This is a genomic window from Inquilinus limosus, from assembly GCF_051487185.1.
GTDB lineage: Bacteria > Pseudomonadota > Alphaproteobacteria > DSM-16000 > Inquilinaceae > Inquilinus > Inquilinus limosus_F.
The window spans coordinates 84457-99860 of the sequence record NZ_JAHVDK010000020.1; the positions used below are offsets into that span (position 1 = coordinate 84457).

Below are 15404 nucleotides of genomic sequence, written 5' to 3' on the forward strand. Positions count from 1 at the left end.
GCTCTCCTGTTTGGTGTTGGTCACGCGGCGGTGGTCGCCGCTTGGGTGGCGAAGCGCCCGATGTCGAACGCCTCGATCGGGGTGGTGCTGCGGCCGTCGCGCGCCAGCTCGGCCGCCACCTCGCCGACCGCCGGCCCGATCTGGAAACCGGCGCCGGAGAAGCCGAAGCCGTGGATCAGCCCCGGGGTGGTGCGGCTCGGCCCCAGCACCGGGTTGCGGTCGGGCGTGTCGCCTTCGACGCCGCTCCAGAACCGGATCACCTGGGCGCCGCGCAGCCCCGGGAACAGCTCCGCCGCCTGGCGCAGCAACGAGCCGATGGCGGAGCGGCCGGGCCGGGCGCGGTCGGCATCCAGCGCGAAGCCGCGGCCGCCGCCCATGACGCAGTTGCCGCGCTCGACCTGGCGGGCGTAGATGCCGCCGCCCTCGACCCCGATGTTGACGTCCATGAAGCGCGGCAGCGGCTCGGTCACCGCCATGTTCGGATGGGCCGAGACCAGCGGCACCGGCTCGCCAAAGGCGGCGGCGAAGCGGCCGGCCCAGGCGCCGGCGCAGTTCAGCAGGATGCGGCACCGCACCTCCAGCCCGTCGCCGGCCAGCAGGCGGAAGCCGTCGCCATCGCCCATCGCCTCCCGCACCGCCGTGTTCTCCCGGATGTCGGCCCCGGCCTTGCGCGCGGCGCGGGCGAAGCCGGGCGACACCAGCCGCGGATTGGCGTGGCCGTCGCCCGGGCACCAGGAGCCGGCGAGAGCGCGGTCGCTCAGCCAGGGCCAGCGGGCGCGGAAGGCTCTGCCGGCGACGATCTCCAGCCCGAGGCCGAGGTCGCGCACCCGGTCCTGATAGGCTTCGAGCGACGCCAGGTCGGCCTCGCTGCGCGCCAGCTTCAGATGGCCGGAGCGGATGTATTCGCCATCGATGCCGATCACCTCCGGCAGGCGCTGCCAGATCGCATGCGCTCGCTGAGCCAGCGGGATCTGCTCCGGCGGCCGGCCCTGCCGGCGCACGCCGCCATAGTTCACGCCGCTGGCCTGGGCGCCGCAGAAGCCGCGCTCCAGCAGCAGCACCGGCATGCCCATGCGGCGCAGCGCCAGGGCCGCGGCGGCGCCGGCGATGCCGCCGCCGATGATGGCGACGTCGGTGGTGATCCGCTCGGTCGCGGTCATGCGGCGCTCCGGACCAGCGGGTGGCGCGGAAGGGGATGGGCCTGAGCCGCCCCCTCACCCGGAAATCCTGCGGATTTCCGACCTCTCCCCAAGGAGAGGTGTCGGGCGCCGATAGTCTTCCCCTCTCCTCGGGGAGAGGGAGGGGCCCATTCGCGACAGCGAATGGGAGGGTGAGGGGGCTGGTGCAGGCGCTTGAACGAGTCGGTCATGGTATCCATCACGCCGCTTCTTCCGGCGCGTCCTCGATCGCGACCGGGATCGGCTTGACCGGCGCCTGGCCGCGCAGCCGTCCCACCGCCTCGACCGGCACGCCGCGATGGGCGGCCAGGATCTCCGCCGCGGCGGCGCCACACATCCGGCCCTGGCAGCGGCCCATGCCGACCCGGCACAGCGCCTTCAGCCGGTTCAGCTCCGGCGTGCCCCAGCGGGTGGCGGTGGCGCGCAGCGTGCCGGCCGACACCTCCTCGCAGCGGCAGACCACCAGCTCGTCCGGCGCCGCCGCGGCCCAGTCGGCGGGGAAGGGGAAGGCGCGCTCCAGCCCCCGACGGAACCGGCCGATCGCGGCCAGCTTCGCCTCCAGCCGTCTGGCGCGGGCCGTGTCGACCGGCCGGCCGAGGTCTTCGAGGAGAGCCAGGGCCGCGCGCTCGCCCGCCAGCTCGGCGGCATCCGCCCCGGCGATACCGGCGCCGTCGCCGGCCAGGTAGAGGCCGGCCACGCTGCTGCGGCCGGCGGCGTCGCGCTCCGGCAGCCAGGCGCGGTTCAGCGGGTCGAAGCGGAAGCGGCAGCCGGCCAGATCGGCCAGCTGGGTCTCGGACCGCAAGCCATAGCCGAAGGCGACGGCATCGCAGTCGATCCGCCGCTCGCGCTCGCCGTCGTGCCAGACCAGCCCCTCGACCCGCTCCGTCCCGAGGATGCGCAGCGGCCGGGCCCCGTGCCGCACCGGAACGCCGCCAGCCTTCAGGGCCGCCATCAGGCGCAAGCCCTTGGCCAGCACCGCCGGGCCTCGCAGCAGGCCGGGCAGAGCGGCGAGCTTGTCGGCCTGCCGCGCCGTGTCCAGCACCTCCGCAACCTGGGCCCCTGCCTTCAGATACTGCGAGGCGACGAGTGCCAGCAGCGGGCCGGTGCCGATGAAGGCGACGCGCCGGCCGATGCCGCAGCCCTGGTACTTCAGCGCCACCTGCGCCGCGCCCAGGCTGTAGGCGCCGGGCAGGGTCCAGCCGGGGACCGGCAGGATCCGGTCGGTCGCGCCGGTGGCCAGGATCAGATGACTATAGGGCAGGCGCTCGGCACGCCCGTCGCGCAGCAGGTCCAGCGCCCCGGCCTCGATGTTCCAGACCAGCGTGTTCGGCCGGTGGTCGATGGCGAGGTCGTCGATGGTCCGGTGCAGCACCTCGGCCTTGGCCGCCTCGGTGCCGTAGAGGGTCTTCGCGTCGCGGGTGAATCCGTCCGGCTGGCGGCGGTAGATCTGGCCGCCGCCCCGAGCGGCCTCATCCACCAGCACCGGCCGCAGCCCGGCGGCCACGAGGGCCTGGGCGGCGCGGATGCCGGCCGGGCCGGCGCCGACGATCACCGGGCGGATGTTGCCGCTCATGCCGCCTCCCCCGGCCCGGTGACCAGCCGCATGCCCTCGGCGATGAAGGTGGAGCAGGCGCGGAAGCGCTGGCCGTCCTTGGTCGCCACCCAGCAATCCTGGCAGGCGCCCATCAGGCAGAAGCCGGCACGGGGGGCGCCGCCGAACTCTGATCGCCGCAGCCGGTCGGCCGCGGTCAGGATCGCGGTCAGCACCGTGTCGCCAGCCAGTGCCGTGGCCGGGCGCCCGTCCAGGCGGAAGCGGATCTCGGGCCGGCCGGTCTCGGCGAGGCGGATCAGGATGGGCATGGTGGAGGATCCGGTCACTGGCGGCCGACCAGGATGCGGTCGAGGCCGTAGATGCGGTCGAGCACGACCATGGCGACAGCGGTGACGGCGACCATCAGGGCCGACACCGCGGCCATCATCGGGTCGATCGATTCCGTCGCGTACATGTACATCCGCACCGGCAGGGTGACGGTGGCGGGCGAGGTGACGAAGATCGACATCGTCAGCTCATCGAAGCTGTTGATGAAGGCCAGCAGCCAGCCGCCGGCGACGCCGGGCAGAATCATCGGCAGGGTGATGCGGCGGAACACGGTGAAGGCGCTCGCGCCCAGCGACGCCGCCGCCTGCTCGGTCGACCGGTCGAAGCCGACCAGGGCAGCGATCACCAGCCGCAGCGCATAGGGCGTGATCACCACGCAATGCGCCAGCACCAGCCAGAAAAAGCTGCCGGCGGCGCCGAGCCGCGAGAACAGCTGCAGCAGCGCCACGCCCAGCACCAGATGCGGGATCAACAGTGGCGACAGGAACAGCGCGTTCAGCGCGTCACGACCAGGGAAGGGATAACGGGTGATGGCGATGCCGGCCGGCACCGCGATCGCGGTCGACAATGTCGCCGACAGGGTCGCCAGCGCCAGGCTGTTCCAGAAGGACTGCAGGAAATCGGGGTGGTGGAACACCGCCTCGAACCAGCGCAGCGAGGCGCCGGCGGTCGGCAGGCCCAGTGTGTTCTCCGGCGTGAAGGCGACCAGGCAGACGATCACCAGGGGCGCCAGCATGAAGGCCACGACCAGCGTGTGGAAGACCAGGGCGAGGGGGCCGTTGCGGGACATCGCCGCCTCACCCGAGGCTCTTCCGGTACCGTCCTTCGACGATCCGGTTGTAGCCGAGCATGATGGCCAGGTTGGCGACCAGCAGGATCACCGCGACGGCGGCGCCCAGCGGCCAGTTCAGCGAGTTCAGGTATTCGTCATAGACCACGGTCGCGACCATCTTCAGCCGCCGTCCGCCGAGCAGCCCCGGGATGGCGAAGGAGCTGGCGGCGAGGCCGAACACGATCAGGCTGCCGGACAGGAGGCCGGGCAGGATCTGCGGCAGCACCACCCGGCGCAGCACGGTGGCGTGCGACGCGCCCAGCGACAGCGCCGCCTGCTCGGCCGCCGGGTCCAGCTTCTGCAGCGAGGTCCAGACCGGGATGACCATGAAGGGCAGCATGATGTGGACCAGCGCCACCACCACCGCAGTCTCGGTGTAGAGCAGCCGGACGCGGCCGATGCCGAGGGCGATCAGCGCCTCGTTCACCAGCCCGGTCGGGCCCAGCAGCATGCTCCAGCCGAAGGCGCGGACCACGACCGAGACCAGCAGCGGCGCCAGCACCACCAGCAGGAAGATCGACCGCCAGGGGCTGCGTATCCGGCTCAGCACATAGGCCTCGGGCGCGCCGACCACGATGCAGATCAGCGTGGTCAGGGCCGACAGGCGGAAGGTGCGCAGGAAGATCTCGTAATAGTAGGGGTCGGTCAGCACCGTCAGGTATTGGCCGAGGGTCAGCGCGTCCTGCACGCCGGTGGCGTGGTCGTAGACGCGGAAGGACAGGATCAGGGTCAGCGCCAGCGGCGCCAGCACCAGCCCGGCGAACAGGATCGTCGCCGGCAGCACCATCGCCGCCGGGGCCAGGCGGCTCCCTGCCGCCGCGCTCATGGGGCCGCCTCCGCCGCCTCGGCGTCGCGCAGCACCCGGATCATGCCGGGCGCCCAGTCGATGCCAGCCTGGGCGCCCTCGGCCAGCGGCTCGCCGCCCAGGTTCGGCGCCGCGGCCAGCAGTTCGCCGGCCGGGCTGTCCAGGTGGTACAGCCACTGACTGCCCAGGAAGTAGCGGCGCGACACCGTGCCGGGCAGCCGGCCGGTGCCGGGCGCGCCGAGCGTCAGCTTCTCCGGCCGCAGGCACAGCAGCACCCGGGCGCCGGCGGCCAGGCCATCGCCCGGCACCTCCAGCGTCGAGGCGCCGACCGTCACCCGCGCCACGGCGCCGGCCTGGGCCACCACCCCGTCCAGCAGATTGGCCTTGCCGACGAAGTCGGAGATGAAGCGGCTGCGCGGATGCTCGTACATCCGGTAGGGCTGGTCGATCTGGGTGATGCGGCCGTGCTCCATCACCACCACCCGGTCGCTGATCGACAGCGCCTCGGCCTGGTCGTGGGTGACCATGATCGTGGTGGTGCCGGTGCGGCGCTGGATCTGGCGCAGCTCGAACTGCATCGCCTCGCGCAGCTTGGCGTCCAGGTTCGACAGCGGCTCGTCCAGCAGCAGCACCGGCGGCTCGATCACCAGCGCCCGGGCCAGGGCGACGCGCTGGCGCTGCCCGCCCGACAGGGCCCGCGGATAGCGGCCGGCGAGATGGTCGAGATGGACCAGCGCCAGCGCCTCGGCCACCCGCTTCGCCCGCTCCGGCTTTGGTGCGCCGCGCATCTCGAGGCCAAAGGCGATGTTGTCGGCCACGGTCATGTGCGGGAACAGGGCGTAGCTCTGGAACACCACGCCGAGGCCGCGGCGGTTCGGCTTCACCCGGGTGAGGTCCTGCCCGTCCAGCACGATCCGCCCGGTGGTGGCCGGCACGAAGCCGGCGATCATCTGCAGCGTCGTGGTCTTGCCGCAGCCGGACGGGCCCAGCAGCGACACGAACTCGCCGCGCTCCACGGTCAGGTCGAGATCGGCGACCGCGGCGACGTCGCCATAGAGCTTCGAGATCCGCTCGAGACGGAGAAAGGTCACTGCCGGCTCCCTGGCATCCCTGTCGATGTCCGGCCGTTCCGCGCTGCCGCGCATCGGCCCCGCCGATCTTGGCTTCCGTGGAACGAAAGGCGCCGGCGCGTCTTTTCAGAACACCCTTTCAAAGCGGAGAGTCAAGGAGACATTCCGTTTTATAGGAGGTATTATCATTTTAATTCCATATGTCGGAATCATTGGCGTCGATACTGATCTGGAGTTTCCGGAAATGACGAAAGAGAGCGAAGCCCCGGTCAAGAGCCTGCAGCGCGGCTTCGCCATTCTGCGTGCCTTGGCCGAGGCGGGCGGGGAGGGGGCGAAGCTGATCCGCATCGCCGAGGCCACCGGCCTGACCCAGGCGACCGTTCACCGGCTGCTGCAGGCGCTGCAGGCGGAAGGGATGGTGGAGCAGGACGGGCGCAGCCGGCTCTACCGGCTCGGCATCGAGTTCTTCGCCCTGGCAGCGCGGGCCGGGAACCCCGGCAACCTGCGCGACCTGTGCCGACCGGTGCTGCAGCGCCTCTCCGCCATGCTCGGCGACACCGTGTTCCTCCTGGTGCGCAGCGGCTTCGACGCGCTGTGCCTCGACCGCTGCGAGGGGCCGTTCCCGATCCGCTCCTTCACCGGCGACATCGGCGGCCGGGTGCCGCTCGGGGTCGGACAGGGGGCGCTGGTGATCCTGGCCTTCCTGCCGGAGGCGGAGCGGGAGGAGGTGATCCGCTTCAACGTCCCGCGCCTGATCGGCCAGAGCTTCATGATGGACGAGGTCTATCTGCGGACCGAGATGGCCAAGGCGCGCGAGACCGGCTTCGCCGCCCGGCGCGACTTCGTCTTCCCCGGCATGGGCGGCGTCGCCGTGCCGATCCTCGATCGTGAGGAGCGGGCGGTGGCGGCACTCAGCATCGGCACGATCTCGGAGCGGCTGGGCGAGGACCGGCTGCCGACCGTGGTCGAGATCCTGAAGCGCGAGGCGGCGGCGATCGGCCCGCGCCTCAACCCCTTCGACCCGGCGCTGCGCCGGCCGGCGCAGCTATTGGGCAGCGCCTCGCGCGGAGGGTGACGCTTCCGTTTTCAGCGTCGATATGCCAGGGAGGGCCGGCATGACCGACGATCCCGCGCTCGACACCCTGTTCCTGCCGTTCCGGACCGGGGCCCTGGCTTGGCCCGCGGAGGACCGGGCCTTGTTCCTCGGCGCCCGCGCGGGCGCCGCCCTGGCCGAATTCGCCTCGCCCGCGCTGGCCTGCGAGCAGAGCTTCCGGCCGCAGGCCGCGGCGCTGGAGCGGGCTGGGCTCGCGGTCTCGACCCGGGTCGAAGGCCGGTTCCCGCTGGTCCTCGTGCTGCCGCCGCGGCAGCGCGAGGCGGCGAGGGCACTGCTGGCCCGGGCGCTGGACCAGGCCGAACCCGGCGGGACGGTGGTGGCCAGCCTGGCCAACACCGACGGGGCTCGCTCGGTCGAGGAGGATCTGGCCCGTCTGGCCGGCCCGGTCGAGAGCCGGTCGAAGAACCGCTGCCGTGTGTTCTGGGCGCAGCCGAGTGACGACACGGGCGATCCCGCCCTGCGCGCCGAATGGGCGGCGCTGGACGCGCCGCGGCCGGTGGCGGGCGGCCGCTTCCTCAGCCGCCCCGGCCTGTTCGCCTGGGACCGGATCGATCCCGGCTCCGCCTTGCTGGCCGCGCATCTGCCGTCGGACCTGAAGGGCCGCGGCGCCGATCTCGGGGCCGGCTTCGGCTTCCTCGCCGCCGAGGTGCTGGAGCGCTGCCCGGAGGTGACGGCGCTTGACCTCTACGAGGCGGAGGCCAAAGCGCTGGAGCTGGCACGCCGCAATCTCGAACCCTATGCCGGCCGAGCAGAGCTCGACTTCCTCTGGCACGACGTCGCCGCCGGGCTGATGCCGGGCCGACGCTACCATTTCATTGTCACCAACCCGCCTTTCCACGAGGGCGGGCGGGCCGACCGCCACGATCTCGGCCGCGCCTTCATCGCCGCCGCGGCGGCGGCGCTGCGGCCGAAGGGGCGGCTGTGGCTGGTGGCGAACCGGCATCTGCCCTACGAGGCGGCGCTGGAGCAGGCCTTCACCATGGTCCGCCGCGTCGCCGATGACGGTGCCTACAAGGTGATCGAAGCGGCGAAGGGGGCGCGATGAAGCTGGTCCGCCGCCTCGCCAATCTCGGTTACGGCAGCCGCAAGCAGGTCGAAGCGATGCTGCGCGACGGCCGCGTCACCGATGCCGAGGGCCGGCCGCTCGGAGCCGAGGCGCAGCCGGAGCACGAGGCGGTCCGGGTCGACGGCCGGCCGCTCGACCCGCCGCCGGGCGCCGTGCTGATGCTGCACAAGCCGGCCGGCTACACCTGCTCGACCAGCGATCCCGGCCGCGTGGTCTATCAGCTGTTGCCGCCGCGCTTCCGCCTGCGCAATCCGATCATCGCCCCGGTCGGGCGCCTCGACCGCGACACCACCGGCCTGCTGCTGCTGACCGATGACGGCCCGCTGCTGCACCGGATCATCTCGCCGAAGAGCCGGATCCCGAAGGTCTACCAGGCCACGCTGGCGCGCGACCTGACGGGGGAGGAAGCGGCGGTCTTCGCTTCTGGCACGCTGATGCTGCGGTCGGAGACGACACCGCTGGAGCCGGCGGTGCTGCAGCCGCTGGGGCCGCGCCGGGCCCGGCTGACCGTGACCGAAGGCCGCTACCATCAGATCCGCCGGATGTTCGCGGCTGTCGGCAACCATGTCGAGGCGCTGCACCGGATCGCCATCGGCGGCCTCGGCCTCGGCGATTTGGCTGAAGGCCGATGGCGGCTCCTGGACCAGGCCGAGGTGGCGTCAGTGTTCAAGGTGACGGATCCTGAACATATGTTCGACGGTTCAGGTACCGGAGCGTCATAGGAATGTAATATTATGTCCTGATTGATGATTTTCCTTGTCGGCACGCCCTCACTGGCGCAGAGTGCCGACCCTGCAGGTCGGAGATCGACCGCGGGGCAGCAAACAGATATTGCCGTCAGCCCCGCCGGCCCGTGTGCTTATCGGTTTGGCATCCGTTCCCCGATGTCGATGCGCTTCACAGGATCCGTCGCATCGCCGATGAACATGCAGTGATCGATCTTCTCCTGCGAGAACACGGCGCGCGGCAGGCTTTCGGGGCTGCCAAGGGCCGCAATGACAAAAGCTGCTGGAGGAACCGCCATGGCTGGTCAGCACCGCAGGCGTCCCAGGTCGAGCCCGGCCCCGCTTCGGGCGGATGAACACGAGATGGTTCCCCTTCCGCCCAAGGCCGCGAACGACACCGGCGCTGTGGTCCCGATGAGGGAGATCGCGGAAGTGGACCGTCCGGCCGAAGCCCCCATGCCCCGCCCGTCGCGCGTGCATGCGGCCTTGCGGGCCGAGATGCTGTGCCGCGGGCTGCACCTGTCGCAGGCTGAATTCGCCCGTCGCTACGGTCCGGCCAGTTCCGTCGTGCGCAACTGGGCGCCGCGGCAGGCGCAGCCGAGCGGCATCAAGCTCTAGCCTTCTCCGAGCACAGTTCTCGATCGAACCGGCGGCCGCCGACGCGGCCCGCCGGCTTTCGCTTGCCCGCGGTCTGGAACGGCTTTCCGCACCGACCGCGGATGACAGCCCGTCGGTACGGTGCTACCCGGGAGTCAGCATGGTCGGGCGATCGAGGGGAACGGATGCGCTGGGAAGGACGGACGGCGATGGCGCGGGCCTGGGTCCGGCTGCCGTCGGGCAAGCGGCTCGACCTGCTCAATCCGACTCCCTTCGACTGGGACGACCGCGATCTGGCGCTGGGCCTCGCCCGGACCTATCGCTGGGGCGGGCATTCGGCCTGGCCGCTGCCGCTCTCGGTCGCTCAGCATTCGCTGGCGGTTCTGGCGCTGTGCCGCGCCTGGGCGCCGGCCCCTCTGTCGCCCCTGGCCGAGCTGCGCGAGCTGCTGCACGACGCCGATGAAGGGCTGCTCGGCTTCGACCCGCTATCGGTGATCAAGCCCTTTCTGGGCGAGGAGTTCCGTGCCCTGACCGCGCGGCTTGAGGATGCGGTGTTCCAGCGCTACGGCCTGCCGCGCTGGACGGCGGAGCAGAAGGCTTTCCACAAGCGGGCCGACCGGGTCGCCGCGGCCAGCGAGGCGATCCATGTCGTCGGCTGGACCCGTGACGAGGTCTCGCGGGTGCTGAAGATCCGGTTCCGCCCGATCGACGACGATCCGCTGCAGCCGATCTATGGCGGCACGCCGTGGGAGCCTTGGGCACCGGACCTGGCGGCGGAGCGGTTCCTGGTCGAGCTGGGGCGGCTGAAGACAGCGGCCGGCTGAGCCGCCTATCAAACGTGCCGCGTCCGCCGGGCGATGAAGCGCGCCACCGTCGGGCCCAGCAGCACCACCAGGAAGAAGCGCACGGTCTGCAGCGCCATGACGAAGGGCAGGTCGACATCGCTGGAGGCGGCGATGATGGCGATCGAATCCATGCCGCCGGGGCTGGTCGCGAGATAGGCGGTCAGCGGGTCGACCCCGAGCGTCCGCACCAGCACATAGGCCAGCCCGCCGCAGAACGCGATCAGCACCAGGATCGACAGCAGGATCTGCGGCAGCGCGCGGGCGGCATGCTGTAGGACCGACCGGGTGAAGCCAAGGCCGATGTTCCAGCCGACCAGGGCGTAGGCGATGGCGAGCAGCCATTCCGGCAGCTCGATCTCGATCAGGCCCAAGGAGTGCAGCACCGCCCCGACCACCAGCGGCACTAGCATCGGGCCGGCCGGAATGCGCAGCAGCCGCCCGGCCACGGCGCCGAGTCCGGCCAGGGCCAGCGTCACGGCGAACGGGCCTGCGTCGAGCGGCGGGAACCAGATGATGGCCGGTGGGCCGGCGGCGCCGGCATCGATCCAGACGCGGGCGATAACCGAGGCCGCGGTGGCGACGCAGACGACGCGGAGGTACTGCATGAAGGCGACCAGCCGGGCATCGGCGCCGAACGCCTCCGCCATCAGCACCATGGCGGTCGCCGCGCCGGGGGAGGAACCCCAGACGCCGGTGGTCCCGGGCAGCACCTGCCAGCGGCTCATCAGCCAGCCGAGCACGCTGCTGGCGACCAGTGTCGACAGCACGATCGCCAGGAACAGCGGCCAGTCCTGCAGGAACGAGGCCAGGATCGTCGGCGTGATCGCGGCGGCGATCAGACAACCGATGATCGCCTGGGCGCCGAAATAGGGCCGGCGCGGCACCCGGATGGTGCCGCCGCCGACGCCGACCGCGATGCCGGCGATCATCGGCCCCAGCAGCAGGGCCGCGGGCAGGTCGGCGGCCTCCAGCAGGCCGGCCATGGCAGCCGAAGCAACCAGCAGGAGAGCCCATTGCCCGGCACGCGGCAGCTTGGCCAGGCTCGGCGTTGCCGAGCCGCTCATGGAAACCACTGCAGCCTCGCTTTCCGCCTCAGGATCGGCCGAGCACGATGTCCGCGGCCTGGGAGACGATTCCGATGCGCGGCAGGATAGACTCGACCGCGAAGGCGTGCATCTCCGCCGACAGGCGCATCAGGGCTGACGCGGCGGCAGGGCGATGAGGCGGAGCGCGATCAGCAGCGCCGCCAAGACCAGGGCACCGATCATCAGGGTGATGCCCGGCCAGCCCCAGCCGGTCCAGGCGATGCCGCCGAGCGAGCCGGCGACGCTGGAGCCGAGATAGTAGAAGAACAGGTAGAGCGAGGAGGCCTGGGCCCGGGCCTGTCGCGCCCGCCGGCCGACCCAGCTGCTGGCCACCGAATGGGCGCCGAAGAAGCCGAAGGTCAGGACCGCGACGCCGGTGACGATCGCCCACAGCGCGTCACTGCTCGTCAGGGCGATGCCGGCCAGCATCAGCGCGATCGGCGTCCAGAACACCCGACGGCGGCCGAGCACCCCGGCGAGATGGCCGACCCAGATCGAGGCGCCGATGCCGACCAGATAGACGACAAAGATCGCCGCCACGACGGTCTGGCTCAGCCCGAAGGGCGGCACCAGCAGCCGGAAGCCGGTGTAGTTGTAGAGGGTGACGAAGGCGCCCATCAGCAGGAAGCCTTCGAGGAACAGCCAGCGGAGCCCTGGGTCGCGCAGATGGTCGGCGAAGGCGGCGAGCAGCGCCCGCGGCCGCAGCGGCCGGGGGCGGAAATGGGCCGAGGGCGGCAGGCTGCGCCAGAACAAGACCGCGCAGATGAGGCCGGTCAGCCCGACCACGCCGAGCCCCAGGCGCCAGGAGCCGAGATCGGTCAGCACGCCGGCGATCAAGCGTCCGCCTAACCCGCCCAGGGCGCTGCCACCGATGAACAGCCCCATGGCCAGCCCGACCGAGCGCGGATGCATCTCCTCGCTGACATAGGCCATGGCGACGGCCGGCAACCCGCTGAGCGTCAGCCCCATCAACGCCCGCAGCAGCAGGAGGCCGTGCCAGGACGGCATCAGCGCCGTCAGCACGGTCAGCAGCGCCGAGGCGAACAGCGAGGCCAGCATCACCGGCTTGCGGCCCCAGGCTTCGGACAGGGCGCTGGCCCCCAGCATGGCGAAGGCCAGCGTGCCGGTGGTCAGCGACAGCGACAGGCTGCTCTCGGCGGCGCCGACCCCGAAGGTCCCAGCGAAGACCGGCATCAGCGGCTGCACGCAGTAGAGCAGGGCGAAGGTGGCAAAGCCGGCGGCGAACAGCGCCAGGTTGGTGCGGTGGAACGCGGCGGTGCCGTGCTCGATATAGGCGACGAGGTCCTCGGCCGCGATCGTCCCGGCCGGGACGGCGTGGGCTATGGACGGGGGCGCGGACGGGCGCGGCAGCGACTGGATCGATGACGTCACGGGATCTCTCCGGCCGGGCCTGCGGAAGGGAAGGCGCCCGGCCTTTGCGGAAAAACATGGTCCCGCCGATTGATAGTGTCCAATATGTTTGGCGGCACATTTGATAGCTTTGACGAATGATGGAACTGAGGCATCTGCGCTATGTCGTGGCCCTGGCCGAGGAGCTGCATTTCGGCCGGGCGGCGGCGCGGCTCGGCATTTCGCAGCCGCCGCTGAGTCAGCAGATCCAGGCGCTGGAGGAGGAGCTCGGCGCCCGGCTGTTCGAGCGCAGCAACCGCCGGGTGGCGCTGACCGAGGTCGGGCGGCTGTTCCTGGAGCAGGCGCGGACGGTGCTGGCCGCCGCCGACCGGGCGGCGGAGGTGGCGCGCCGGGCCCAGCGCGGCGAGATCGGCGAGATCCGCATCGCCTTCACCGCCTCCGCCCCCTTCACCACGCTGATCCCGCAGACGATCTTCGCGTTCCGCCGCAGCCACCCGGACGTGCATCTGGAGCTGCAGGAGATGCCGACCCGCCAGCAGATCGAGGCTCTGGCGGAGCGACGGCTGCAGATCGGCTTCCTGCGCAACCCGACCTTCCCGCCGGTGCCGGAGGAGATCGAGGTGCGCGAGCTGTTCCGCGACCCGCTGGTGGCCGTGCTGCGCGCCGACCATGCCCTGGCCGCGGGGGCGCCGGCGCCGATCGCGCTGGTCGAGCTCGCCGGCGAATCCTTCGTCTGCTATCCGCGCGACGCCGGCACAAGCCTGTACGACCAGATGATCGGCCTGTGCCGGGATGCCGGCTTCAGCCCGCGGCTGGGGCAGGAGGCGCGCGAGGTCTCCACCATCGTCGGGCTGGTCGCGGCCGGGCTCGGCGTATCGCTGCTGCCGGCCTCGCTGCAGCGGATCCAGGTCGAAGGCGTGGTGTTCCGCCGGCTGTCCGATCCGGGCGCCGTCACCACCATGTGGCTGACCTGGCGCCGCGACGAGACCTCCCCGGCGGCGCGCGCCTTCATCGAAATGGCGACGCGGGTCGATTCATCTTTTGGTAGTAGCCGCTAGATTTAGCTGCACCCGCGGCGCGGTTCGGCCACAATTGGTATGAATTTTCCGTGTCGCTCGTTCTTTTCGCTGGTGCAGCACGGAGGATGATGCGACTCTTCTATCCGGCGACGCGATTTCGTCGCCTGTGATCGGAAAGGCGACATGCGACGGGCTGCAGCCTGGCATCACCATCCGCTTCCCGGCTCCGACCAGGGCCAGACTCAGCATCGACACCCGTTCGAACGCCCCTCGCAGGGGCGTTTGTCGTTTTCAGCCCTCCGATCCGCAACCTGTCCTGTTCCACCCGACCTGAAGGAGGATTCCGGCAAATGAGATCTCCCAATGAAGGAGGCGGTGGCTGGGATCCCATCTTCGAGGATGCAAGCGAGAGCAAAGGACGACGTTCCATGGCCAAACGCAACGCCTCCAGTGCCCGTGTCGTCGCGATCAGCGAGGGCTACGACGACGATTTCCGGGAGCAGAGCTACCTGAAGACGGTCAAGCCGCGGACCGCCAATCAGGAAGCGTTGATGAAGGCCATCGATGGCCATGCCATGACCCTCGCGCTCGGGCCTGCCGGCACGGGCAAGACCTATCTCGCCGTGTCCAAGGCGGTCGAGGCGCTGACCGCCGAACGGATCAGCCGCATCGTCATCACCCGGCCGGTGGTGGAGGCGGGCGAGAGCCTTGGATACCTGCCCGGTGACATCAACGAGAAGATGGACCCCTGGATGCGCCCGATCTACGACGCGCTGTCCGACCGTCTCGGCGCCAAGCAGGTGCGCCAGATGACCAAGGAGGGGATCGTCGAGATCGCGCCGCTGGCCTATATGCGCGGCCGCACCATCTCGCGCAGCTTCGTCATCGTCGACGAGGCGCAGAACATGACCTTCCAGCAGTTGAAGATGCTGCTGACCCGCCTCGGCTGGCACTCGACCATGGTGATCACCGGCGACCCTGACCAGACCGACCTGCTGCCGGGCCTGTCGGGGCTGGAGGAGGCGGCGCGGCGGCTGGAGCCGCTGGACGGCGTCGCCGTCGTCCGCCTGACCACCGCCGATATTGTGCGCCACCCGCTGGTGGCGGCGATGATGCCGCTCCTGGCCTGACGCATCAGCACCTCCGGGCCCGTGGAACCGCGGGCCGATCGCTGCCATTGCCTTGGAAAGATGGCCGCCGGGTTGCCCGGCGGCCATCCGTTCCCATCATCAGCCACAGCGAGGCCGGCCATGGCAACGAAGACGCTGCATGATCTATTCATCAACGAGCTCAGGGATATCTACAACGCCGAGCGGCAGCTCACCCGGGCGCTGCCGAAGCTGGCGCGCGCCGCCAGCAATGCGGAGCTGAAGCAGGGCTTCGAGCAGCATCTCGAGGAGACCAAGACCCAGGTCGAGCGCCTGGACAATGTGTTCGAGAGCCTCGACGTGTCGTCGCGCGGTCAGAAATGCGAGGCGATGGAAGGGCTGCTGGCCGAGGCGCAGGAGCTGACCGAGCTCGGGCTCGAGCCCGATGCGCTCGACGCCGCGCTGATCGCGGCGGCGCAGAAGGTCGAGCATTACGAGATCGCGGCCTATGGCACTGTCAGCACCTGGGCCAAGGCGATGAAGCACGACCAGGCCTTGAACCTGCTGCTGGAGACGCTGGCGGAGGAGAAGGCGACGGACGAGAAGCTGACCAAGCTGGCCAAGACCGCGATCAACGTCGCGGCAGCCCAGCATGCCCATCCGCAGGCCGCCTGAGGCACGGCACGACCGGCCGGCCGCCGAGTCCTGACGGCGGCCCGGCCGGACGCAG

Annotated in this window: 17 protein-coding genes; 8 read left to right on the forward strand and 9 right to left on the reverse strand. The window is 70.9% G+C overall.

What is annotated here, in order from left to right:
* Nucleotides 1-20: 20 nt before the first annotated feature.
* The 6 genes from KXR53_RS22200 to KXR53_RS22225 all read right to left on the reverse strand — a co-directional run bounded on the left by KXR53_RS22200 (nucleotide 21) and on the right by KXR53_RS22225 (nucleotide 5785).
* Nucleotides 21-1160, reverse strand: a complete 1140-nt coding sequence (locus KXR53_RS22200) for an NAD(P)/FAD-dependent oxidoreductase (RefSeq protein WP_437377454.1) — start codon at nucleotides 1158-1160, stop codon at nucleotides 21-23.
* Between the two features lie 217 nt (nucleotides 1161-1377).
* Nucleotides 1378-2751 carry an FAD-dependent oxidoreductase gene (locus KXR53_RS22205; RefSeq protein ID WP_437377455.1) on the reverse strand — a complete coding sequence of 458 codons (1374 nt, stop codon included), beginning with the start codon at nucleotides 2749-2751 and terminating at the stop codon, nucleotides 1378-1380.
* Complete coding sequence (locus KXR53_RS22210) at nucleotides 2748-3038, reverse strand: (2Fe-2S)-binding protein (RefSeq protein ID WP_437377456.1); 291 nt, start codon at nucleotides 3036-3038, stop codon at nucleotides 2748-2750. The genes KXR53_RS22205 and KXR53_RS22210 overlap by 4 nt, the downstream gene beginning before the upstream one ends.
* A 14-nt stretch (nucleotides 3039-3052) precedes the next feature.
* Complete coding sequence (locus KXR53_RS22215; RefSeq protein WP_437377457.1) at nucleotides 3053-3847, reverse strand: ABC transporter permease; 795 nt, start codon at nucleotides 3845-3847, stop codon at nucleotides 3053-3055.
* Between the two features lie 7 nt (nucleotides 3848-3854).
* A complete protein-coding gene (locus KXR53_RS22220) occupies nucleotides 3855-4715 on the reverse strand; it encodes an ABC transporter permease (RefSeq protein WP_437377458.1) in 861 nt (286 codons plus the stop codon).
* A complete protein-coding gene (locus KXR53_RS22225; RefSeq protein WP_437377459.1) occupies nucleotides 4712-5785 on the reverse strand; it encodes an ABC transporter ATP-binding protein in 1074 nt (357 codons plus the stop codon). The genes KXR53_RS22220 and KXR53_RS22225 overlap by 4 nt, the downstream gene beginning before the upstream one ends.
* A gap of 223 nt (nucleotides 5786-6008) precedes the next feature.
* On the opposite strand from KXR53_RS22225, the gene KXR53_RS22230 reads away from it, so the two are divergent.
* Genes KXR53_RS22230 through KXR53_RS22240 form a run of 3 tightly spaced genes read left to right on the forward strand, consistent with a single transcriptional unit; the run spans nucleotide 6009 to nucleotide 8666 of the window.
* Nucleotides 6009-6839, forward strand: coding sequence for an IclR family transcriptional regulator (locus KXR53_RS22230; RefSeq protein ID WP_437377460.1), 831 nt, complete (start codon nucleotides 6009-6011; stop codon nucleotides 6837-6839).
* 40 nt (nucleotides 6840-6879) lie between these two features.
* Nucleotides 6880-7923 (forward strand): class I SAM-dependent methyltransferase, encoded by a 1044-nt coding sequence (locus KXR53_RS22235; RefSeq protein WP_437377461.1) that lies wholly within the window; start codon nucleotides 6880-6882, stop codon nucleotides 7921-7923.
* On the forward strand, nucleotides 7920-8666 hold the full coding sequence (locus tag KXR53_RS22240) for a pseudouridine synthase (RefSeq protein WP_437377462.1): 747 nt from the start codon (nucleotides 7920-7922) through the stop codon (nucleotides 8664-8666). The genes KXR53_RS22235 and KXR53_RS22240 overlap by 4 nt, the downstream gene beginning before the upstream one ends.
* 137 nt (nucleotides 8667-8803) lie before the next feature.
* Here KXR53_RS22240 and KXR53_RS22245 read toward each other — a convergent pair whose 3' ends face one another.
* Nucleotides 8804-8968, reverse strand: a complete 165-nt coding sequence (locus tag KXR53_RS22245) for a hypothetical protein (RefSeq protein ID WP_437377463.1) — start codon at nucleotides 8966-8968, stop codon at nucleotides 8804-8806.
* Nucleotides 8969-9032: 64 nt separating this feature from the next.
* On the opposite strand from KXR53_RS22245, the gene KXR53_RS22250 reads away from it, so the two are divergent.
* Nucleotides 9033-9287, forward strand: coding sequence for a hypothetical protein (locus tag KXR53_RS22250; RefSeq protein WP_437377464.1), 255 nt, complete (start codon nucleotides 9033-9035; stop codon nucleotides 9285-9287).
* A 188-nt stretch (nucleotides 9288-9475) separates the two neighbouring features.
* Nucleotides 9476-10090 carry an HD family hydrolase gene (locus KXR53_RS22255; RefSeq protein ID WP_437377465.1) on the forward strand — a complete coding sequence of 205 codons (615 nt, stop codon included), beginning with the start codon at nucleotides 9476-9478 and terminating at the stop codon, nucleotides 10088-10090.
* Between the two features lie 8 nt (nucleotides 10091-10098).
* Here the strand turns inward: KXR53_RS22255 and KXR53_RS22260 are convergent, their stop codons facing one another.
* Together KXR53_RS22260 and KXR53_RS22265 are read right to left on the reverse strand one after the other, a co-directional pair.
* Nucleotides 10099-11175, reverse strand: coding sequence for an AbrB family transcriptional regulator (locus KXR53_RS22260; RefSeq protein ID WP_437377466.1), 1077 nt, complete (start codon nucleotides 11173-11175; stop codon nucleotides 10099-10101).
* 129 nt (nucleotides 11176-11304) lie between these two features.
* Nucleotides 11305-12588 carry an MFS transporter gene (locus KXR53_RS22265; RefSeq protein WP_437377467.1) on the reverse strand — a complete coding sequence of 428 codons (1284 nt, stop codon included), beginning with the start codon at nucleotides 12586-12588 and terminating at the stop codon, nucleotides 11305-11307.
* Between the two features lie 116 nt (nucleotides 12589-12704).
* On the opposite strand from KXR53_RS22265, the gene KXR53_RS22270 reads away from it, so the two are divergent.
* The 3 genes from KXR53_RS22270 (at nucleotide 12705) to KXR53_RS22280 (ending at nucleotide 15349) form a co-directional block, all read left to right on the forward strand.
* Nucleotides 12705-13625, forward strand: coding sequence for a LysR family transcriptional regulator (locus tag KXR53_RS22270; protein ID WP_437377468.1), 921 nt, complete (start codon nucleotides 12705-12707; stop codon nucleotides 13623-13625).
* A gap of 389 nt (nucleotides 13626-14014) precedes the next feature.
* Nucleotides 14015-14716 carry a PhoH family protein gene (locus KXR53_RS22275; RefSeq protein WP_026870265.1) on the forward strand — a complete coding sequence of 234 codons (702 nt, stop codon included), beginning with the start codon at nucleotides 14015-14017 and terminating at the stop codon, nucleotides 14714-14716.
* Between the two features lie 120 nt (nucleotides 14717-14836).
* Nucleotides 14837-15349 carry a ferritin-like domain-containing protein gene (locus KXR53_RS22280; RefSeq protein WP_437377469.1) on the forward strand — a complete coding sequence of 171 codons (513 nt, stop codon included), beginning with the start codon at nucleotides 14837-14839 and terminating at the stop codon, nucleotides 15347-15349.
* The last annotated feature ends 55 nt before the right edge of the window (nucleotides 15350-15404 follow it).